The sequence below is a fragment of the Serinicoccus profundi genome (genome assembly GCF_008001015.1).
Lineage (GTDB): Bacteria > Actinomycetota > Actinomycetes > Actinomycetales > Dermatophilaceae > Ornithinicoccus > Ornithinicoccus profundi.
In genome coordinates this window covers 2,412,755-2,433,974 of sequence record NZ_CP042862.1, presented here as the reverse complement: position 1 = coordinate 2,433,974, position 21,220 = coordinate 2,412,755, and the positions used below count along the sequence as shown (strand labels likewise).

Here is a 21,220-nt window from a genome sequence, read left to right as displayed (position 1 = left end):
TTCTCGAGATGGGGGGCGGTTGACGGTAGGCGCGCCGGTCGCGGTACCCACCGCGTGGTGGGTCAGATCATCATCCCGCGCAGGGCGAAGTAGAACAGCGCGGAGAGGAGCGCCGAGGCGGGTACGGTGATGATCCACGCCGAGACGATCCGGAACAGGTGCTCGCGACGGACCTGCTGGCGCTTGAGCGCCTTCTTGAGCTTGCGCCGCTGGGCGGCGGTGATGACGGCCTCGTGGCCCATGTCGCTGAGCTGGTGCAGCATGTCGCGCTTGGTCTCGGCATCGGCGTTGACGAAGGTGTAGAGCATCCGCTCGACCTCCGCGATGTGCTCATCGCCCTGGTGGCTGTGCAGCACGTCCTCGACGGCCTTGGCCATCCGCTGGTCGAAGTACTCCCGCAGGAAACCCACCCCGAAGATCCCGCCGAGCGCGACGTGCGTGGAGCTCACGGGCAGCCCGAGCTGACTGGCGACGATGACCGTCATGGCCGCGCTGAGGCCGACGCAGAAGGCGCGGGAGCGGTCGAGCTGGGTGATCTCCGAGCCCACCGTCCGGATGAGACGTGGCCCGAAGAGCGCGAGGCCGAGGGAGATGCCGACGGCGCCGATCACCAGCACCCAGAGAGGTATGCCGGCGGTGCCGTCGTCGTCGAGCCCGGTGCTGGTCAGGGCCTCGACCACCCCGGCGAGCGGGCCGACGGCATTCGCGACGTCGTTGGCGCCGTGCGCGAAGGACAGCAGCGCGGCCGCCGCCACCAGCGGGATGGTGAAGAGGGAGTTGACGCCTTCCCGCGACTGCCGCAGCGACGGGGACCGGCGGGCGATCCGGGGCCGGCTCAGCGTGAAGGTGAGGACTCCCGCCACCAGGCCGAGGGCGAACGCCAGGGGTGTGCTCACCTCGACGACGTTCTGGACCCCCTTGAGGGCGAGGTAGGTCGTGAACGTCCAGGCCATGAGGCCGAGGAGGTAGGGCACGTAGCGGATGGCTGCCTGCACGGGGTCGGCCTGCCACAGGACCTTGCGTTCCAGGACGTAGAGCAGCCCGGCGGCGAGCAGACCGCCGGCCACGGGCGAGATGACCCAGCTGGCCACGATCGCACCCATGACCGGCCAGTTGACGATCGCGAAGCCGGCGGCGGCGATGCCGCTGCCCATGACGCCCCCCACGATCGAGTGCGTGGTCGACACCGGGGCGCCGAGCCAGGTGGCGATGTTGAGCCAGATCGCGGCACCGAGCAGCGCCCCGATCATCACCCACACGAAGACCATCGGGTCGCCGATGTCCGCAGGGTCGATGATGCCGTTCTTCACGGTGCTGACGACGTCACCACCGGCGATGATCGCCCCGGCCGCCTCGAAGACGGCCGCGATGAGGATCGCCGTGCCCAGCGTCATGGCCTTGGAGCCCACCGCAGGACCGACATTGTTGGCGACGTCGTTGGCGCCGATGTTCATCGCCATGTAGCCACCGATGAGCGCTGCGGCCACGAGCAGCCAGGCATGCTCGAGGTGCCCGAACGCCGAGCGGGTCGCGATGAGGATGACGGCGAGGAAGACCGCTGCCAGGGCCAACCGTCTGAACTGCGCGGGACCTCGGGTGGAGATCTGCTCGACCTGGCGGTACTCCGTCAACTTCACCGGGGCCATACCTTTCACCCGCGGTGCGGGGATGGGGCCCTGGGGCCACTCACGAGACACCTGACCGTAACCGTCACGATGCCGAGGATCAATCTGTGTCCGACGAGGACCCACCAGGTCATCACCACCGCCACGACGCCGGCCGCGGAGGCCCCGATGAGGAAGCCGAGGCTCGCTCCCAGGAGGAGCATCAGCACCGAGAGCACGTGCTCCTCCTGGGGGCGGGGTGGGGTGTCAGCCGCGCAGGGCGTCGATCACCGCGTTGAAGCTCTCCGAGGGGCGCATCGCCGCGCAGGCCAGCTCGTCGTCCGGCTGGTAGTAACCGCCCAGCTCGACCGGGCTGCCCTGCACCGCGAGGAGCTCGCCGGCGATCTGCTGCTCCTTCTGCGCCAGCTCGGCCGCGACCGGGGCGAAGCGCTCGGCGAGCTCGGCGTCCTCGGACTGCTCGGCCAGCGCCTGCGCCCAGTAGAGGGCGAGGTAGAAGTGGCTTCCCCGGTTGTCGATCTGCCCGAGCCTGCGGGCGGGGGACTTCTCCTCGGTGAGCACCCGGCCGGTCGCGGCGTCGAGTGCATCGCCCAGCACCCGTGCCTTGGCGTTGTCGTCGCGGTCGGCCAGGTGGCGCAGCGACTCGGCGATCGCGAGGAACTCCCCGAGGCTGTCCCACCGGAGGTAGTTCTCCTCGGCGAGCTGCTGCACGTGCTTGGGCGCCGACCCGCCGGCGCCGGTCTCGAAGAGGCCACCGCCATTCATGAGTGGCACCACCGAGAGCATCTTGGCGCTGGTGCCGACCTCGAGGATGGGGAAGAGGTCGGTGTTGTAGTCGCGCAGGACGTTGCCCGTGACCGAGATGGTGTCCTGACCGGCGCGGATCCGCTCCACCGACAGCTGGGTCGCCTCGACGGGGGAGAGGATGCGCAGGTCGAGCCCGTCGGTGTCCTCCTCGGCGAGGTAGGCCTCGACCTTGGCGATGAGGTTGCGGTCGTGGGCCCGCTCCCGGTCGAGCCAGAAGACGGCCGGGTCGCCGGTCGCGCGGGCCCGGCTCACGGCCAGCGTGACCCAGTCGCGGATGGGCTCGTCCTTGGTCTGGCAGGCGCGCCAGATGTCGCCGGCGGCGACCTCGTGCCGCAGGAGCACCTCACCGGCCGCGTTGACGACCTCGATCGCGCCGTCGGCGGCGACCTCAAAGGTCTTGTCGTGCGAGCCGTACTCCTCGGCCTTCTTGGCCATGAGGCCGACGTTGGGCACCGAGCCCATCGTCGTCGGGTCGTAGGCGCCGTGGGCGAGGCAGTCCTCGATGACCGCCTGGTAGACGCCGGCGTAAGAAGAGTCCGGGATGACCGCGAGGGTGTCGGCGGTCTCGTCGGAGGGGCCCCACAGCTGGCCGCCGTTGCGGATCATCGCCGGCATCGAGGCATCGATGATGACGTCGCTCGGCACGTGCAGGTTGGTGATGCCCTTGCTCGAGTTGACCATGGAGAGGCGCGGCAGCTGCGCGAGACGCTCCTCGATGGCCGCCTTGACCTCCGGGGCCTGCTCGCCGAGCGCGTCCAGCCCCGAGAGGATCCCGCCCAGGCCGTCGTTGGGCGACAGGCCCGCGGCGGCCAGCTCCGCGCCATACCGCTCGAAGACGTCGGCGAAGAAGACGCGCACCGCGTGCCCGAAGACGATGGGGTCCGAGACCTTCATCATCGTCGCCTTGAGGTGCAGCGACCAGAGCACGTCGTCGGTCGCCGCGGCCTCGACCGTGCCGGCGAGGAAGTCCTCGAGGGCCTGGACCGACATGAAGGTCGCGTCGACGACCTCGCCGGCCAGCACCGGTACGGAGTCCTTGAGCACCGTCGTCGAGCCGTCGGCGGAGACGTGGCGGATGCTCAGGGTGTCGTCCGCCTCGACGACGACCGACTCCTCGTTGTGACGGAAGTCGCCGGTCTCCATCGTGGCGACCCGGGTCCGGGAGTCCGAGCTCCACTCAGCCATCGAGTGGGGGTAGGCGCGGGCGTAGTTCTTCACCGCCTCGGGGGCACGGCGGTCGGAGTTGCCCTCGCGCAGGACCGGGTTGACGGCCGAGCCTTTGACCCGGTCGTAGCGGGCGCGCGCGTCGCGCTCCTCGTCGGTCTCCGGGCTCTCCGGATAGTCGGGCAGGTCGTAGCCGTGCGCCTGCAGCTCGGCGATCGCCGCCTTGAGCTGGGGGACCGAGGCCGAGATGTTGGGCAGCTTGATGATGTTGGCCTCGGGCGTCGTCGCCAGCTCGCCGAGCTCGGCGAGGGCGTCGCCGACCTGCTGGTCCGCACCGAGCCGGTCGGGGAACTGCGCGAGGATCCGGCCGGCGAGGGAGATGTCGCGGGTCTCCACCTCGATCCCCGCGGCGCCGGCGAAGGCCTCGATGATCGGCTTGAGCGAGTAGGTCGCCAGCAGCGGTGCCTCGTCGGTGCGGGTGTAGATGATCGTGGACATGCCTCTCCCTGGTCAGTCGCGGTCGGGACGTTTCGAGGCCGAGTCTACGGGCGGATCAGCGGTACGCTTGAGGCACTCTTCACGAGGCGCTGGAGGTGGTGGCGATGACGGCACGGCTGGAGCACCCGATCGTGGTCGGGACGGCAGGCCCGGGGGAGCACGACGTCGCCCTGGAGTGGGCGGCCCGGACCGCTGCCCGCACCGGGGCCGACCTCGTCGTCGTCCACGCGAGCGAGCCCGAGGCGTTGGCGGCCCGGATGGCCGGTGGGGAGGCGATCGCGATCACCTCGGTGCTGGAGGCCGAGGAGGAGGTCGTCGCCGAGCTGGAGGAGTATGTCGCGGCGCTGGGCGAGCGGCTCGACGCCACGGCCCGCCTCGACACCTCACGCGGATCCCCCGTCAGCGCCCTGCTCGCCCACCAGGACGACGCCGCCCTGCTCGTCGTCGGCACGGGGCGCCGCAGCGCGGTCGAGGAGTTCCTGCTCGGCAGCACCTCCCTCGGCGTGGCCGCGCACGCCCGCCGACCGGTCGCGGTCGTCAACGCCGGCGTCGACGTCGACGCGCTCGTCCACGGCCGGGTCGGCCTCGGGGTGGACGGCAGCGGCGACAGCGCCCGCGCCGCCCGGGCCGCCCTCGCGCTCGCCGACCTCACCGGCGCCTCGGTGACCGCGCTCAGCACGTGGTTCCTCGAGGTCGTGGACGGGTATGTCGTGACCGAGCCCGACAGCCCGGAGTGGGCCGCCGTGGAGCGCCGTCACGCCGAGACTCTCGTGCGGGTGCTGGAGCCGGCGATCGAGGCATACCCCCACGTGCCGGTCGACTGGGAGGTGCGCCGTGGTCCGGTCGTGCCCACCCTGCTCGAGGCGGCACAGGAGTGGGACGCCCTCGTCGTCGGCAGCCGCGGCCGTGGCGCCGTCCGGGGCCGGCTCCTCGGCTCGGTGAGCCAGCGGCTCATGCGCGCGGCGCCCTGCCCGGTCATCGTCTCCCGAGCGCCCTGAGCTGCGCGGACCTGGACCGCAGCGGGACTACAGGCCCCCGCTGGTGGCCTCGGCGGCCCGCTCGGCGATCGTGGCACCCGCACCCTCGTAGAGGTTGACCACGACGTCGGCGCCGCGCGCCTCGAGGTCGCCGACCTCGTCGTCGTACTGCGCGACGACCGCGATGACGCCGTCGTAGTCGCTGGCCGTCAGCTGGTCCAGGGCGACCCGGTTGGCGCCGTGGAAGGGCATGGCGAGCACGACGATCTCGACCTGCCGGGTCGACTCCAGCCGGTTCCAGAAGTCGCCGTCCGCCGCGTCTGCCTCCACGACGGTGAGGCCCTGCTCGCGCAGCCGGATGACGCGGTTGGGGAGGTTCTCCACCCCGAGGACCGCCAGGCCGTAGACGTCGGAGAGCTCGGCATAGGCGCTGCGACCGATCCGGCCCATCCCCATGATGACCGCCCGGGCGTCGCCGAAGGAGATCGGCAGCTCGTGCGGGTGGACGTCGGTCGGGGGGTGCATCGGCATGATCTGGCGGGCCCAGCGCAGGATCGCGTCCGACTTCTCGTTGATGAGGGTCGCGGCGACGAAGCTCGTGGCCACCGCGACCGACATGACGACCAGCCATTCCTCGTCGAGCATGGCGCTCGCCACCGCGACCGAGGTGACGATGAGGCCGAACTCGGAGTAGTTGCCGAGGAGCACGCCGGCCTTGACGGAGGTGCGGCGGCGCAGCTTCTGCCGGTCGAGGAGGAAGATGTAGAGGGCGATCTGGGCCGGCAGCAGGAGCAGGAGGAGCAGGCCGAGCACGGCCGAGGAGGTGGTCGGGGTCCCGATGAAACCGATCGAGATGAAGAACCCGATGAGCAGCAGGTCCTTGAGGAGGAAGAGCGTGTGCGACAGGTCGCCGGCCGCCTTGTGCCCGGCCAGCAGCATGCCGACGACCAGCGCCCCGAGGTCGCCCTTGAGCCCGACGGCGTCGAACGCGGCATACCCCGGCCCGAGCGCCATCGCGAGCCCGAAGAGCGCCTGCATCTCCCCGTGCGGGATGCGGTCCCACAGCCACCGGCCGAGCCAGGCCACCGGGACGAGGCCGAGCACGACGGGGATGGCCCAGATGCTCGGGATGCGTCCGCCGGAGACGGTCATGAAGATCACGGCCGCGAGGTCCTGCATGACGAGGATGCCGATGGCGACCCGGCCGTAGAAGGACTGGAGCTCGGAGTGCTCCTCGAGCACCTTGACGACGAAGACGGTGGAGGAGAAGGACAGCGCGAACCCGACGAGCGCCAGGGTCTGGAGGTCCAGGCCCTGCAGCAGGGGGTAGCCGAGCAGCGCCACCACCCAGAGGAAGCCGGTGCCCACCGCCACCGACAGGGCCATGTGGCCCACCGTGGTCGCCCACACCTCGCGGGAGAGCAGGCTGCGGACGTTGAGCTTGAGGCCGATGCCGAAGAGCAGCAGGGTCACGCCCAGGTCGGCGACGAAGTCGAGATAGGGCAGCTCCTCGACGCCCAGCCAGTTGAGCGCGAAGCCGACCAGCAGGAAGCCCAGCAGCGCCGGCAGTCGCAGGGTGGTGGCGAGCAGGCCCGCGGCGAAGGTCGCGGCGATGAAGATCGCTGCGTCGCTCATGGCTGGCTCCTCGAGGCGCGCCCCACGGGTGGTGGGCTCATCCTCGCACGGGCGGTCCCGGGGGCCGCCCCGCATCGATGGGGTATGCCGGGCCGCTCGTGCTGCGGCAGGTCAGCCGGGGTGGGCGGCCGCGAGGGCCACGAACCGCCGCACCAGCTGCTCCCAGGCGGGGTGCAGCTCGTGCTGGCGCTCCCGCAGGGCCTGCAGCGCACCCACCTCCGCGTCGGTCGGGCGGCCCGTCGTCCATCCCGCGACGAGGCCGGCATCCACCTCCGGGTGGAACTGCACCCCCCACGCCAGCGGGCCGAGGCGGGCCGCCTGGACGCTGCCGTCGCCGGCGCTCGCGAGCAGTGTCGCGCCCGGCGGCAGCGCGGTGACGGTGTCGGAGTTCCAGTGCAGCACCTCCGTGCCCGGACTGAGCGCGCGCGTGAGCGGGTCGGCGAGTCCCTCGGACGTCGGCACCCACGCCCGCAGACCGACCGTCTGCCCCTGCGGCAGCCGTCCCACCTCGCCCCCGAGCGCCAGGGCGGCCAGCTGGTGGCCGAGGCACACCCCGAGGAAGGGGCGGCCGGCGGCGACCGTCCCGGCGATGAGCGCCCGGGTCGGCAGCAGCCAGCGGTATGCCGCGTCGTCCCAGGCGTCCATCGAGCCCCCGAGCACCACGAGAGCGGCGTGGTCGCCGAGGTCGGCGGGCACGGCATACCCCTCGTGGGCGGGGAGGAGGTCGCAGGTCAGGCCGGCGCGTTCCACCCAGGGCAGCAGCAGTCCGGGGGGTGCCTTGTCCTCGTGCTGGATCACCAGCACCCTCGGGGTCATGGCCCCAGGCTAGACCCGGTCGGACCAGGGCGGACACCGACCGCGCCGCTGGTCAGCCGCCGGTGTCCGGCAGGTCGCGCGCCTCGAAGGCCGCGCTGTTGACGTCCTCGTCCTGGTCAGGGCCGGCCCAGTAGGGCTCGTCGTCGGCCGCCTCCACGGCGTGCGGCTGCAGCTCGCCGCTGGCGATCTGCTCTGCCCAGTGGCAGGCCACCCGGTGGCCGGGGTCGACGCCGTCGATCTCCACGACCCGCAACTGGGGCCGCTCCTCGTCGCAGCGGGTCTCCTGGCGCCACGGGCACCGGGTGTGGAACCGGCAGCCGGTGGGAGGGTTCGCGGGGGAGGGGAGGTCGCCGGTGAGCAGGATCTGCTCGCGGGAGTCCTCGATCGTCGGGTCCGGGACGGGGACGGCCGAGAGCAGCGCGCGGGTGTAGGGGTGGAGGGGGGTGTCGTAGAGGTCCTGGGCGTCGGCCTCCTCCACGAGGGAGCCGAGGTACATCACCCCGATCCGGTCGCTGATGTGGCGCACGACCGCGAGGTCGTGCGCGATGACGAGATAGGTGAGCCCGAACTCTTCCTGCAGGTCTCCAAGCAGGTTGATGACCTGGGCCTGCACCGAGACGTCGAGGGCGCTGACCGGCTCGTCGGCGATGATGAGCTGGGGGTCGACGGAGAGGGCGCGCGCGATGCCGACACGCTGGCGCTGCCCGCCGGAGAACTCGTGCGGGTACTTCGACAGCGCTGCCGGCGGCAGTCCGACCGCGGTCAGCAGCTCGGTGAGCCGGCCGCGGGCGGCCTTGCCGTCCTTGGTCATGCCGTGGGCGCGCATCCCCTCGAGCAGCAGCTGCTCCACAGTCTGACGGGGGTCGAGGCTGCCCAGGGGATCCTGGAAGACCATCTGCATGTGGCGCCGGTGGGTGCGCAGCTTCTCGCCCTTGAGGGTGGCCAGGTCGACACCGTCGAAGCGGACCTCCCCCTCGGTGACCGGCTCGAGCTGGAGAACCGCGCGCCCGAAGGTGGACTTGCCGCATCCCGACTCCCCGACGAGACCGTAGGTCTCGCCACGCCGGATCTGCACGTCCATGCCGTCGACGGCGTAGACGTGGCCGACCGTGCGGTCGAAGATCACGCCCTTCTTGATGGGGAAGTGCACCTTGAGCCCGCGCACGTCGAGCAGGAGGTCCTCCTGCGTCTCCTCGGTCCGGGGCGCGGGCGACTCGGCGGTCGTGCTCATGCCTGCTCCTCCTCGGCGTGCTCCTGCGGGCGGATGTCGTCCAACGGGTTCTCCTCCAGCGGGTGGTGGCAGCGCAGCAGTCGGCCGGTCCCCAGGCCGCGGTCGTCGGGGACCAGCTGCGGGGTCGTGGTGCGGCACTCGGCGATCTCGGAGGCGCAGCGGGGAGCGAAGGCGCACCCGCCCTCCCACGGGATGTTGTCGGCCACGGAGCCGGGGACCGGGTTGAGGCGTCGTCCCCGCTCCTCGGTGAGGCGCGGGATGGAGGCGAGCAGGCCGCCGGTATACGGGTGGCGGGGGCGGGCGAAGAGGTCGTGCCGCTCGGCGCGCTCGACGATCTTGCCGCCGTAGAGGACGTTGACCTCGTCGCACAGGCCGGCGACGACGCCCAGGTCGTGGGTGATCATGATGAGCGCGGTGCCGGACTCGGTCACCAGCTCGCGCAGCAGCGCCAGGATCTGTGCCTGGATCGTGACGTCGAGGGCGGTCGTGGGCTCGTCGGCGATGAGCAGGCGGGGCTCGCAGGCCAGGGCCATCGAGATGAGCGCGCGCTGGCGCATCCCGCCGGAGAGCTGGTGCGGGTACTCCTTGAGGCGACGGGTCGGGTCGGGTATGCCGACCTTCTCCAGCAGCTCCGCAGCGCGCCGGTGGGCGGCGGGGCGGCGCATCCCGCGGTGCCGTTCCAGCACCTCGGCCACCTGCACCCCGAGGGGGACCACGGGGTTGAGGGAGGACAGGGGGTCCTGGAAGATCATGGCGAGGTCCCGGCCACGGCGGTCGCGCAGCTCGTCCTGGCGCAGGGTGAGCAGGTCCTCCCCGTCGTAGCGGACCTCCCCGGAGACGGTGTTGCCCCGGGAGGGGAGCAGGCCCATGATGGCGAGCGAGGTCACCGACTTGCCACAGCCGGACTCCCCGACCAGACCCACGGTCTGGCCCGGACGGACCTCGAAGCTGACCCGGTCGACCGCAGTGAAGGCCTTAGCGCCCCGACCGAAGGTGACGGTGAGGTCCTTCACGGACAGGAGCGGGGCGTCCCCGCGAGCAGCGGCGGAGGGGCGGGACACAGAGTGCTCGGTCATCGCAACGGTCTCCTCAGCGACGGGACTTGGGGTCGAGGGCTTCGCGCAGTGACTCACCCATGAGGGTGAACCCCAGGGCGACGGTCACGATGCAGATCGCCGGGTAGAAGGCGAGGTGCGGGAAGCTGTTGAAATAGGGCTGGGCGGCGCCGAGCATCTGACCCCACTCGGGGCGGGTGTCATCGGGGTTGCCCAGGCCGAGGAAGGACAGGGCGGCCGCGTCGATGATGGACACCGCCAGCACGAGGGTGGCCTGGACGATGACCGGGCCGATGGCGTTCGGCAGCATGTGCCGGAAGACGATCGGGATCGGCTTGACGCCGAGGGCCCGTGCCGCCAGCACGTGGTCGCTGTGACGCTGGCTGAGCATGGAGCCGCGCAGGAGCCGGGCGAAGATCGGGACCTGGATGATCGCGATCGCCGCGATGACGCTCCACTGCGACGGCTCCAGGATCGCGGCGATCGAGAAGGCCATGAGCAGGGACGGGATCGAGAGCATGACGTCGACGACGCGCATGACGGCGGCGTCCACCCAGCCGCCGATCCCGCCCGCGAGGGTCCCGAGGGTCAGGCCGCCGAGGAGGCCCCCGAGCGTGGCCAGCACGCCGACGATGAGCGTCTGCTGGGAGCCGACGATGAGCCGGGAGAGCAGGTCGCGACCGCGGTCGTCGGCACCCAGCGGGAAGCCGGGCCGTGGCTCGGGGACGGGGTTGGACTGCCGGCTCACCTCGCCGATGAGCAGTCGCTCGGCCGGGTCGTGGGGGGCGAGCCACGGCGCGATGATCGCGAGGATGACGAAGAGGGTGATGATCCCGGCCCCGACGAGGAAGACCGGGTTGGTGCGCAGCCGCAACCAGGCCGAGCGCCACAAGCTGACTCCCTGCTCGTCGCTGAGGGAGCCGGCCTCGGCCAAGGAGTCGATGCGCTTCTTCTTGGTGTCTCCGTAGGAGGTCATGTCCACGTCCTCACTTGGTCCGCACGCGCGGGTCGATCAGGGCATAGGCGATGTCGACCATGAGGTTGACGACGATGTAGATGAGCGCGGCCATCATGATGAGGACCTGCAGGACGGGGTAGTCGCGGGTCTCGAAGCCCAGCGCCAGCGCCTGGCCGATCCCGGGGAAGGCGAAGACCTTCTCGGTGAGCACCGCTCCGGCGAGGAGGGCGCCCACCTGCAGACCGATGATCGTGATGACCGGGATCAGCGCGTTACGCATGATGTGCCGCACGCGGATCGTCGGGGACCGCAGCCCCTTGGCGCGAGCCGTGCGGACGTAGTCCTCGTCCATGACGTCGAGGACCGAGGCGCGGGTGATCCGGAAGATGACCGCGAAGGGGATGGAGGACAACGCGATCGCCGGCAGCAGCAGGTGCCGGAAGGCGTCCCAGGAGGCGTCCCACTCGCGCGTGAGGATCCCGTCGAGCAGGGCGAAGCCGGTCACGCTGGTGGCGTTGATCCCGGCGGTCTGGTAGCCGGAGGGGGGCAGCAGCCCCCAGCGCACGGCGAAGAGGTACTTCAGCACGAAGGCCAGGAAGAACACCGGGACGGCGACCCCGACGAGCGAGCTGATGACGAGCCCGGTGTCCAGGAAGCCGCCGCGGCGGCGGGCGGCGATGTAGCCCAGGGGGACCGCCAGCGTGAGGGCGATGATGAGGGCGAAGACGCTCAGCTCGATCGTCGCGGGGAGCCGGGCCAGGAAGATGTCCATCGCCGGCTGGCCCCGGAACACCCCGGTGGAGATGCCGAAGTCGCCTTCCAGGGCGCGCTGGACGAACTTGACGTACTGCACGGGCAGCGGCTGGTCGAGACCCAGCTGGGCCCGTAGGTCCGCGGCGGCCTCGGGCGAGCCGCGCTCCCCGAGCAGCGCGCTGACCGGTCCACCGGGCAGCGCGCGCAGCCAGGCGAAGAGCAGGACACTCAGCATGAACAGCGCCAGCCCCATCTGGAGGATGCGGCGGATGATGAACTTCAGCACGGGGGTACTCCTCGGCCCAGGGAACGGGATGGGTCAGGACCATGATGACGACGGGCCGACCGGGGAGGCCGACCCGTCGTCACTCACGGCGACGGGGCCGGGACGGATCGTCCCGGCCCCGGTGCGCTCACTCGGTGAGGGTGATGGTGGAGAAGTCCTCGGCCGTGAGCGGGCTGGGCACGAGGCCCTCGACGTTGGGGCCGACCACGATCGCGGGCGGGGAGTGGCTCAGCGGCAGGCCGGGCAGCCACTCCTCGGACATGATCTGGGCGTTGAGCTCCTCGTAGAGCGCCGTGCGGGCGGCCTCGTCGGGCTCGGCGTCACCCTCGCGCAGGGCCTCCTGGAGGTCCTCCTGGAAGGGCAGGGCGCTGGTGCCGAACTGGTTGTCCTCGCCGCAGAAGAACGCGCAGAGGAAGTTGTCCGCGGAGTTCAGGTCGCCGGTCCAGCCCAGGAAGAAGGCGGGCGCCTGGCTCTGCTGCGTGCCGTCGATGTAGCCACCGGCCCACGGGCGGGCGACGGGGTTGATCGTGACCCCGACGGCCTCCCAGTCGGCGGCGACCGCGTCGTAGATGGCCTGCGGGTTCGGCATGTAGGGACGCGTCACCTCGGTGGGGTACCAGAGGTCGATGGTGAGGTCGGACGCGCCGGCCTCCTCGAGCAGCTGCTCGGCCATCTCCGGGTCGTAGGCGTACGGCTCGATGGACTCGTTGTAGCCCGCGACCGTCGGCGGGATGAACTGCGTCGCCACCTCGGCGCCGTCGGGCAGCTGGCTGGCGACGAGCTCGTCACGGTTGATCGCGTGGTAGAGCGCCTGGCGGATCAGCGGGTCCTCCAGCTGGGGGTCCGCGACCGGGTTGAGCGCGAGGTAGAGGACGTTGAACGGGTCACGGATGAGGACCTGGTTGCCGGCCTCCTCGAGCCCGGCCCAGTCGACCGGGTTCGGCAGGTCGTAGCCGTTGATCGTCCCGGACTCCAGCTCCTGGCGGCGGGCGGTCTCATCGCTGATGATCCGGAAGATGATCTCCTGGACCCCGGCGGTCTCGCCCCAGAAGTCGTCGTTGCGCGTCAGCGTGACGTTGCTGGTGCCGTCGAAGGAGTCGAACATGAACGGGCCGGTCCCGGTGGGGTGGTCCGTGGCGTACTCGGGGAAGGTGAAGCCCTCGCCCTGCACCTCGATGCCGTTCGCGTCGTACTCCTCAAGGGCAGCGGGGGAGGAGATGCCGTAGGAGCTCTGCGAGAGCACGCCGGGGAACTTGCCGGTCGCGCGCGTCAGCACGACCTCGGCGGTCATCTCGTCGGTGGCGGTGCAGCTGTCGTAGAGCGAGTCCTCGCCGAAGCCGAAGTCGTTGCCGTAGTAGTAGGCGGCCGACGGGTTCTGGCCGGCCTCGTTCTGGTCGGCCCAGCGCTCGAAGTTGTAGCAGACCGCCTCCGCGTCGAAGGGCTCGCCGTCGTGGAAGGTCACGCCGTCCTGGAGCTGGAAGGTCCAGATCAGGCCGTCCTCGGAGGACTCCCACTCCGTGGCGAGCTCGGGCACGAACTCCGTGCCGCCGGGCTCGATGCCGACGAGGTTCTGGAAGATCTGCCGGGTCACGCGGAAGGTCTCGCCGTCGCTGGCGTAGAACGGGTCGAAGGTCGTCGGGGCGCCCGCGGCGCCGAAGACGAAGGTGGCGTCCGAGGCTTCGCCACCGGCGCCGCCGGACTCGGAGGCGTCGTCGCCCCCACCGGCATCGGGCTCTCGCTCGGACTCGGCACACGAGCTCAGCACCAGGGCGAGAGCTGCACCGGTCGCGGCTATCGCGACCCTGCGGTTCTTCATCGTTCCTCCTACAGCGTCATGGCCGGGACGGCGGATCGACCCGGTATAGGGGGTGACCTCACCACACCGGTGGGCTGTTGGGAAGGGCGACAGACGCTTCGTGACGTGTTCGTGACCTGCCCCTACGGCAGCCTCGGCGGCGCTGCGAGGATGGTGTCATGCGACTCATCGCCGCCGTCGCGCTCTGCGACGACCTGCAGCACCCGACCCGCGTGCTCGCGGGCCGTCGGAGCTCGCCCGCCCACCTCGCGGGCCGGTGGGAGTTCCCGGGCGGCAAGGTCGAGCCCGGCGAGGAGCCGGCGGACGCCGCCGTGCGTGAGGCCCGGGAGGAGCTGGGCGTCCTCGTGCGGCTTGGCCCGCGGATCGGGGACGACTGGCCGCTCCAGCACCCGTGGGCCATGCGGCTGTGGTGGGCGGTGCCGGTGGCCGACCAGCCCGGACCTCGGCCCCTGGAGGACCACAGCGAGCTGCGGTGGCTGGGCGTCGGGGAGCTGGCCGACCTGGCCTGGTTGGAGCACGACGTGCCCATCGCCCGCCTCGTCGCCGGCCTCCTCCACCGCTGAGGGTGCCCGCCCCCGCGGGCCGTGAGATGCGGTCCGGGGCCCGGAGGGTGAGACACTGGGGGCATGCCCCTTGGTGACACCCCCTCCGGCCTGCCCGCAGGCGTCCGCGCCGACATCCGCAACGTCGCCATCGTGGCGCACGTCGACCACGGCAAGACCACCCTCGTCGACGCCATGCTCACGCAGGGCGGTGCCTTCGCCGAGCACCGCAGCGACGGCGAGGTCGACCGGGTCATGGACTCCGGCGACCTGGAGCGGGAGAAGGGCATCACGATCCTGGCCAAGAACACGGCCATCCGCTACACCGGGTCCTCCGCCCCCGAGGGCGGCATGACGATCAACATCATCGACACCCCCGGGCACGCCGACTTCGGCGGCGAGGTCGAGCGCGGCCTGTCGATGGTCGACGGGGTCGTGCTGCTCGTCGACGCCTCCGAGGGGCCGCTTCCCCAGACGCGCTTCGTCCTGCGCAAGGCGCTCGCCGCCCACCTGCCGGTCGTGCTGTGCATCAACAAGGTCGACCGTCCGGACAGCCGGATCAGCGAGGTCGTCGACGAGGTCTACGCGCTGTTCATGGACCTGCTCGACGACCACGACTCCGCCCAGGCGGAGCAGGCCCTGGACTTCCCGGTGGTGTATGCCTCGGCCAAGGCCGGCCGCGCCAGCCTGGAGGCGCCGGTGGACGGCGAGCTGCCGGAGAGCCCCGACCTGGAGCCGCTGTTCGCCACGATCCTCGACACCGTGCCGGCCCCGACCTTCACCCCGGGCGCGCCTCTGCAGGCGCACGTCACCAACCTCGACTCCAGCCCCTTCCTCGGCCGGCTCGCCCTGTGCCGCGTCCACGAGGGGGAGATCCGCAAGGGTCAGCAGGTGGCGTGGTGCCGCCGCGACGGCTCGATCTCCACGGTGAAGATCACCGAGCTCATGCTCACCCAGGCGCTGGAGCGCAAGCCGGCCGAGCAGGCGGGTCCGGGCGACATCATCGCGATCGCGGGCATACCCGAGATCACCATTGGCGAGACCCTCGCCGACGCCGCGAACCCGGTGCCGCTGCCGCTCATCACCGTGGACGAGCCGGCGATCTCGATGACGATCGGCACCAACACCAGCCCGTTGGCCGGCCGGGTCAAGGGCGCCAAGGTGACCGCCCGCCTCGTCAAGGACCGCCTCGACAAGGAGCTCGTCGGCAATGTCTCGCTGCGGGTGCTGCCCACCGAGCGCCCGGATGCCTGGGAGGTCCAGGGCCGCGGCGAGCTGGCGCTGGCCATCCTCGTGGAGCAGATGCGCCGCGAGGGCTATGAGCTCACCGTCGGCAAGCCGCAGGTCGTGACCCGCGAGGTCGACGGCAAGCTGCACGAGCCCGTGGAGCGGCTCACCATCGACACCCCCGAGGAGCACCTCGGCACCATCACCCAGCTCATGGCGGCCCGCAAGGGGCGCATGGAGCAGATGACCAACCACGGCACCGGCTGGATCCGGATGGAGTATGTCGTGCCCTCTCGCGGGCTCATCGGCTTCCGCACCGAGTTCCTCACCGAGACCCGCGGCACCGGCATCGCCCACCACGTCTTCGACGGCTATGCCCCGTGGTTCGGGGAGATCCGCACCCGGCAGTCCGGCTCGCTGGTCTCCGACCGGACCGGCGTCGCCACGACCTACGCGATGTTCAACCTCCAGGAGCGGGGCACGATGTTCCTCGAGCCCACCACGGAGGTCTACGAGGGCATGATCGTCGGCGAGAACTCCCGGGTCGACGACATGGACGTCAACATCACCAAGGAGCGCAAGCTCACCAACGTGCGTTCGGCCGGCGCCGACGTGCTCGAGCGGCTCATCCCGCCGCGCGTGCTCTCCCTCGAGCAGTCGCTGGAGTTCTGCCGTGAGGACGAGTGCGTCGAGGTGACGCCGGAGGCGGTCCGGGTGCGCAAGGTCATCCTCGACGCCAACCAGCGGGCGAAGGCCGCCCGGTCCAAGGGCTGAGCGGTGTCGGCGCGACCCGACCTGCGTGACGGGCTGGCCGGTGGCCGGCCGGTGCGCCTGGTCGCGGTGCACGCGCACCCCGACGACGAGACCCTCGCGACCGGCCTGACCCTGGCCCACCACGTCGAGGCAGGTGACGTCGTGCACGTCGTCACCTGCACCCTCGGTGAGGAGGGCGAGGTCATCACCCCGGCGCACGCCGACCTGGAGGGTCGCGGCGAGGAGCTGGCCGAGCACCGGCGGGGCGAGCTGGCGGCGGCCATGCGCCGGCTGGGGGTTCAGCACCACTTCCTCGGTGGCGCGTCGCCCCGGTGGCGCGACAGCGGGATGGCCGGGTCGCAGGCCGCGGGGCACCCGCGGGCCTTCGCGGGGGCCGACGTCGAGGAGGCTGCCGGGCTCCTGGCGACGCAGCTGGCCGCCCTCGAGCCCGACGTCGTCCTCACCTACGACCCGTGGGGCGGCTACGGCCACCCCGACCACGTCCAGACGCACCGGGTGACCGTGCGCGCCATGGAGCTGCTCGCCGAGGCCGCGGGCGGGACGGGTGCGCCCCCACCGCGCCTCTACGTCGTCCTCACCCCGACGTCCTGGGCGCAGGAGGACCGTCGGTGGCTGGCCGAGCACGTCCCGGACGATGTGCGCAGCCCGGCCGGTGGCCCGGCGCGGGTGCCCACCGCCGACGAGCCCTACCCACCGGGCGTCGTGGACGACGCCGTCGTCACGCATACCGTCGAGGACCCTGCCGCGCTGCCCCGGCAGCGGGCGGCGCTGAGCGAGCACCCCACCCAGGTGACGCTGCACGACGGGTGGTTCACGCTCTCCAACGACGTGGCGGCCCGCCTCCCCGGACGCGAGGGGTATGCCGCCTGGCCGGCCGCCCAGGACACGCTCGCCCGGCTGCAGGGGGTGCCGCCGGCATGACCGAGGAGCACCCTGACCAGGTCGCCCCCGAGCCCGTGGATCCTGCCGTCTACCGCCTGGCGATGGGGCGTTTCGCGAGCGGTGTGGCGGTCGTCACGGCGCGGCTGCGCGGGCACGACGTCGCACTCACCGTCGACTCGCTGACCAGCGTCTCCCTGGACCCGGTGCTGCTCCTGGTGAGCCTGCACCCGGAGGCGCGGGTGCTGGAAGGGCTGCAGGAGGGGTCCGACCTCGGGGTGAGCGTGCTCACCTCGACCCAGCGGGGGGTCGCCGAGTGGCTCGGCGAGACCGGCCGCCCCCTGCACGACCAGCTGGGGCGGGTGGCCCATCACCGGGGTCCCGCGACGGGGACGGCCCTGGTGGACCAGGCGCTGGCGACCTTCGAGTGCCGGCCCGTGGACATCCGGGAGGCGGGGGACCACCACCTGGTGCTGGCCGAGGTGCTGGCCCTGGAGGCGCGCCCGACCGACGTCCACGCCCTCGTGCACTACCGTGGACGGCTGGGTGAGCTGCGGTGACCGGGTGGTCGGCGGCACCACCGTGACAGGGACCGCACCACAGGGACGGAGCGCAGATGGCTGACGCCACCGATCGACCAGGAACCCTCCGTGAGGAGGGCGACGGCCGCGGCTGGTGGGCCGTCGTGGGCCGGTTGGCCGCTGCGCTGCTCGTGCTCGGGGTCATCTACGTCGGTGCCGCCTTCTACTTCCAGGACCGCCCACCAGCGGGGGTCAGCGTGGCCGGGGTGGAGATCGGGTCGCTCACCGAGGACGAGGCCCGCGCCGAGCTGACGCGCGAGTTCGCCGACCGCACGACGGAGCCGATCACGCTCACCCTGCGCCCCGACGGAGTCCCGGCGGAGGACGCCGAGCAGCTCGAGGTCGTCCCGGAGGACGCTGGGCTCTCGCTCGACCTCGACCGCACGCTGCGCGGGGTCACCGGGCTGTCCTTCCACCCCGCCCGGCTGTGGGACCACGTCGCGGGCGCCGACCGTGACCTGCCGCTCTACGGCGCCGTCGACCGTGCGGCACTGAAGGCCCAGGTCACCCGGCTCGCCGAGGACTACGACACCGAGCCGGTGGACGGCGAGCTCGCCCTCACGGCGGACGGCGTCGAGGTCGCACAGGCCCGCGACGGGCGGACGCTGGAGGTCGCCCCGACCGTCGAAGAGCTCGAGCAGGCCTGGGTCGAGCAGGTCTGGGACGACGAGGACCTCGAGAGCCGCACCCTGCCCGCGGTCGCCACCGGGCAGCGCCCCGACCTGACCTCCGAGGAGATCGACCGGTTCACCGCCGAGGTCCTCGACCCGGCCCTCGACGCCCCGGTGGTCGTCGAGGCCACCCGTGGCGATGGCGACGGGGAGCGGGAGGCGACCGCCGAGCTGGCCCGTCGCGACCTGCTCGGGCTCCTGAGCGTCGAGCAGAGCGAGGGCGCCCTCTCCCTCGTCATCGACGAGGAGGCCACCCTGGCGCGGATCCGCCAGGACCTGGGTCGGCTGGAGCGTGGCCCGCGGGACGCCAGCGTGCGCCTCGCCGGCTCCTCGGTCGAGGTGGTCCGGGGCCAGGTCGGCTACGCCCTGGCCGAGGACGGCCTGGTCGACGCTGTCGAGGCGGCGCTGCAGGAGACCGGGGAGGGGCGGACCGTGGCGGCGACGATCGACACCGTCCGACCCCAGATCTCCAACGAGACCGCCCGCGGGTGGAGCTTCTCGGAGATGTCCTCCTTCGTCTCCCAGTTCCCCAGCGGCCCGGACTACGAGGCGCGCACGGCCAACCTGCGGGCCGGCGTCACCAACGTCAACGGCACGGTCGTCATGCCGGGGGAGCAGTTCAGCCTCGGCGCCGCGCTCGGGGAGATCAGCGAGGAGGCGGGGTATGCCGAGGCTCCCGTCATCGTCGACGGGCAGCTGGTCATGGGCCTGGGCGGGGGGCTGTCGCAGATCTCCACGGTCGTCTTCAACGCCTCGTGGTTCGCCGGCGTCCAGCTGGACGCGCACACCACCCACACGTTCTACATCCCGCGCTACCCGGCCGGGCGCGAGGCGACCCTCGCCATCCCCTACATCGACAACCTCTGGACCAACGACACGGACACCCCGGTGGTCGTGCGCACGTGGATCAGCGGCGACGAGATCCACATGGTCTTCCTCGGGGACCGGCGCTACACCGTGCGCACCATCGACGGGGAGCGGCAGAACATCACCGAGGGGGAGCGCCGCGAGGACGACGGCGAGGAGTGCGTCACCCAGGCCCCCGAGGACGGATTCACGATCCGCAACATCCGGGTCCTGCTCCAGGGCGGTGAGGAGGTCCGCCGCGACGACTTCACCACGACCTACGAGCCGGCCGACGAGATCGTGTGCACCAACCCCTCGGCGCCGGGTCGCTGAGCCCTCGACGGCCGGGCTGCGGCGCCGGGCAACCCCGTGAGGTGACCGGGCGCCGGGACGCCGTAGTCTGTGCCCATGACCTACGTGATCGCCCAGCCCTGCGTAGACCTGAAGGACAAGGCCTGCATCGAGGAGTGCCCGGTCGACTGCATCTACGAGGGTGAACGCTCCCTCTACATCCACCCGGACGAGTGCGTGGACTGTGGTGCCTGCGAGCCGGTCTGCCCGGTCGAGGCGATCTACTACGAGGACGACGTCCCGGAGGAGTGGGCGGACTACTACAAGGCCAACGTCGAGTTCTTTGACGACCTGGGCAGCCCGGGTGGTGCCGCCAAGATGGGCGTCATCGCCAAGGACCACCCGATCGTCGCCGCGCTGCCGCCGCAGTCGCACGACGAGTGACCCGCACCCTCGCCCGGCCCACCCCGACCAGGAGGACCTCATGACCGACACCACCAGCACCACCCCGGCCAGCCTGACCCATGCCGGCCACGAGCTGTCCCTGCCCGTCGTGCCGGCCGCCGAGGGCAACAACGGGCTGGACATCAGCGCCCTGCTCAAGACCACGGGTGACGTCACGCTCGACGTGGGCTTCGTCAACACCGCCTCCTGCCAGTCCGAGATCACCTACATCGACGGTGGCGAGGGGATCCTGCGCTACCGCGGCTACCCGATCGACCAGCTGGCCGAGAAGTCCACCTTCCTCGAGACGAGCTACCTGCTCATCTACGGTCACCTGCCCTCGGCCTCCGAGCTGGAGGAGTTCGACCACCGGCTGCGGCGGCACACCCTCCTCGTGGAGGACATGAAGAACTTCTTCGACGGCTTCCCGCGGGACGCCCACCCGATGTCGGTGCTCTCCTCCGGCGTCTCGGCGATGGGCACCTTCTACCAGGACAGCCTCGACCCGCACGACCCCGAGGCCATCGAGATCTCCACGATCCGGCTCATGGCCAAGCTGCCGACGATCGCGGCCTACGCCTTCCGCAAGAGCCAGGGCCAGTCGATCCTCTACCCCAACAACGACTACAACCTCGTCGAGAACTTCCTGTGGATGACCTTCGGGCAGCCCACCGAGAAGTACGAGCTGGACCCGGTCGTGGCCAAGGCTCTCGACCAGCTGTTCATCCTGCACGCCGACCACGAGCAGAACTGCTCGACCTCCACGGTCCGCCTCGTCGGCTCCTCCGAGGCCAACCTCTTCAACGCCATCTCGGCCGGCATCCACGCCCTGTCCGGGCCGTTGCACGGTGGGGCCAACAGCGCGGTCCTGGCCATGCTCGACCAGATCAAGGCCGATGGCGGTGACGTGGGCGAGTTCGTCCGCAAGGTCAAGGACAAGGAGGACGGCGTCAAGCTCATGGGCTTCGGCCACCGGGTCTACAAGAACTACGACCCGCGGGCCGCGATCGTCAAGGAGACGGCCCACGAGATGCTCGCCAAGGCCGGCGACAACCCGCTGCTGGAGCTCGCCATGGAGCTGGAGCAGAAGGCGCTGGAGGACGACTACTTCGTCGAGCGCAAGCTCTACCCCAACGTCGACTTCTACACCGGCCTCATCTACGAGTCGATGGGCTTCCCGACCGACATGTTCACCGTGCTCTTCGCGATCGGGCGCCTGCCGGGCTGGATCGCGCAGTACCGCGAGATGATCAACGACCCCGCCACCAAGATCGGCCGTCCCCGGCAGGTCTACGTCGGCGAGGGGCAGCGCGACTACACCGCGGTGGACCAGCGCGGCTGAGCCCG

The 21,220-nt window shown here is 71.3% G+C and carries 17 protein-coding genes; 8 read left to right on the top strand and 9 right to left on the bottom strand.

Annotated elements, in window-relative coordinates:
- Positions 1–62 precede the first annotated feature (62 nt).
- Positions 63–1,646 (bottom strand): inorganic phosphate transporter, encoded by a 1,584-nt coding sequence (locus FA582_RS11235; RefSeq protein WP_147899821.1) that lies wholly within the window; start codon positions 1,644–1,646, stop codon positions 63–65.
- A gap of 225 nt (positions 1,647–1,871) precedes the next feature.
- The gene (locus tag FA582_RS11230) at positions 1,872–4,091 is read right to left on the bottom strand and encodes an NADP-dependent isocitrate dehydrogenase (RefSeq protein ID WP_010147983.1); all 2,220 of its coding nucleotides are present in this window, start codon (positions 4,089–4,091) and stop codon (positions 1,872–1,874) included.
- A 104-nt stretch (positions 4,092–4,195) separates the two neighbouring features.
- Between FA582_RS11230 and FA582_RS11225 the strand changes: the two genes are divergently transcribed.
- Positions 4,196–5,089: a universal stress protein gene (locus tag FA582_RS11225; RefSeq protein WP_029541091.1), complete on the top strand. Its 894-nt coding sequence runs from the start codon at positions 4,196–4,198 to the stop codon at positions 5,087–5,089.
- Between the two features lie 27 nt (positions 5,090–5,116).
- Here FA582_RS11225 and FA582_RS11220 read toward each other — a convergent pair whose 3' ends face one another.
- The 7 genes from FA582_RS11220 to FA582_RS11190 form a co-directional block, all read right to left on the bottom strand.
- Complete coding sequence (locus FA582_RS11220) at positions 5,117–6,703, bottom strand: cation:proton antiporter domain-containing protein (protein WP_010147980.1); 1,587 nt, start codon at positions 6,701–6,703, stop codon at positions 5,117–5,119.
- Between the two features lie 111 nt (positions 6,704–6,814).
- A complete protein-coding gene (locus tag FA582_RS11215; RefSeq protein WP_010147979.1) occupies positions 6,815–7,519 on the bottom strand; it encodes a type 1 glutamine amidotransferase in 705 nt (234 codons plus the stop codon).
- A 52-nt stretch (positions 7,520–7,571) separates the two neighbouring features.
- Positions 7,572–8,750 carry an ABC transporter ATP-binding protein gene (locus tag FA582_RS11210; RefSeq protein ID WP_010147978.1) on the bottom strand — a complete coding sequence of 393 codons (1,179 nt, stop codon included), beginning with the start codon at positions 8,748–8,750 and terminating at the stop codon, positions 7,572–7,574.
- Positions 8,747–9,826, bottom strand: coding sequence for an ABC transporter ATP-binding protein (locus FA582_RS11205; RefSeq protein WP_010147977.1), 1,080 nt, complete (start codon positions 9,824–9,826; stop codon positions 8,747–8,749). The genes FA582_RS11210 and FA582_RS11205 overlap by 4 nt, the downstream gene beginning before the upstream one ends.
- Positions 9,827–9,839: 13 nt before the next feature.
- Complete coding sequence (locus FA582_RS11200) at positions 9,840–10,781, bottom strand: ABC transporter permease (RefSeq protein WP_010147975.1); 942 nt, start codon at positions 10,779–10,781, stop codon at positions 9,840–9,842.
- Positions 10,782–10,791: 10 nt separating this feature from the next.
- Entirely contained in the window at positions 10,792–11,802 is a 1,011-nt protein-coding gene (locus FA582_RS11195) for an ABC transporter permease (RefSeq protein WP_010147974.1), read from the bottom strand.
- Between the two features lie 127 nt (positions 11,803–11,929).
- Positions 11,930–13,618: an ABC transporter substrate-binding protein gene (locus tag FA582_RS11190; RefSeq protein WP_147899820.1), complete on the bottom strand. Its 1,689-nt coding sequence runs from the start codon at positions 13,616–13,618 to the stop codon at positions 11,930–11,932.
- A gap of 158 nt (positions 13,619–13,776) precedes the next feature.
- On the opposite strand from FA582_RS11190, the gene FA582_RS11185 reads away from it, so the two are divergent.
- The 7 genes from FA582_RS11185 (at position 13,777) to FA582_RS11155 (ending at position 21,215) form a co-directional block, all read left to right on the top strand.
- Positions 13,777–14,181: an NUDIX domain-containing protein gene (locus tag FA582_RS11185; RefSeq protein WP_010147972.1), complete on the top strand. Its 405-nt coding sequence runs from the start codon at positions 13,777–13,779 to the stop codon at positions 14,179–14,181.
- Positions 14,182–14,244: 63 nt separating this feature from the next.
- Positions 14,245–16,161, top strand: a complete 1,917-nt coding sequence (gene typA, locus FA582_RS11180; protein WP_010147971.1) for a translational GTPase TypA — start codon at positions 14,245–14,247, stop codon at positions 16,159–16,161.
- A gap of 3 nt (positions 16,162–16,164) precedes the next feature.
- Positions 16,165–17,082 carry an N-acetyl-1-D-myo-inositol-2-amino-2-deoxy-alpha-D-glucopyranoside deacetylase gene (mshB, locus tag FA582_RS11175; protein WP_010147969.1) on the top strand — a complete coding sequence of 306 codons (918 nt, stop codon included), beginning with the start codon at positions 16,165–16,167 and terminating at the stop codon, positions 17,080–17,082.
- Positions 17,079–17,600, top strand: a complete 522-nt coding sequence (locus tag FA582_RS11170; RefSeq protein WP_010147968.1) for a flavin reductase family protein — start codon at positions 17,079–17,081, stop codon at positions 17,598–17,600. The genes mshB and FA582_RS11170 overlap by 4 nt, the downstream gene beginning before the upstream one ends.
- Before the next feature lie 56 nt (positions 17,601–17,656).
- A complete protein-coding gene (locus tag FA582_RS11165; RefSeq protein WP_010147967.1) occupies positions 17,657–19,471 on the top strand; it encodes a VanW family protein in 1,815 nt (604 codons plus the stop codon).
- A 75-nt stretch (positions 19,472–19,546) separates the two neighbouring features.
- Complete coding sequence (gene fdxA / locus FA582_RS11160) at positions 19,547–19,873, top strand: ferredoxin (protein ID WP_010147966.1); 327 nt, start codon at positions 19,547–19,549, stop codon at positions 19,871–19,873.
- Positions 19,874–19,913: 40 nt separating this feature from the next.
- Positions 19,914–21,215 (top strand): citrate synthase, encoded by a 1,302-nt coding sequence (locus FA582_RS11155; RefSeq protein WP_010147965.1) that lies wholly within the window; start codon positions 19,914–19,916, stop codon positions 21,213–21,215.
- The last annotated feature ends 5 nt before the right edge of the window (positions 21,216–21,220 follow it).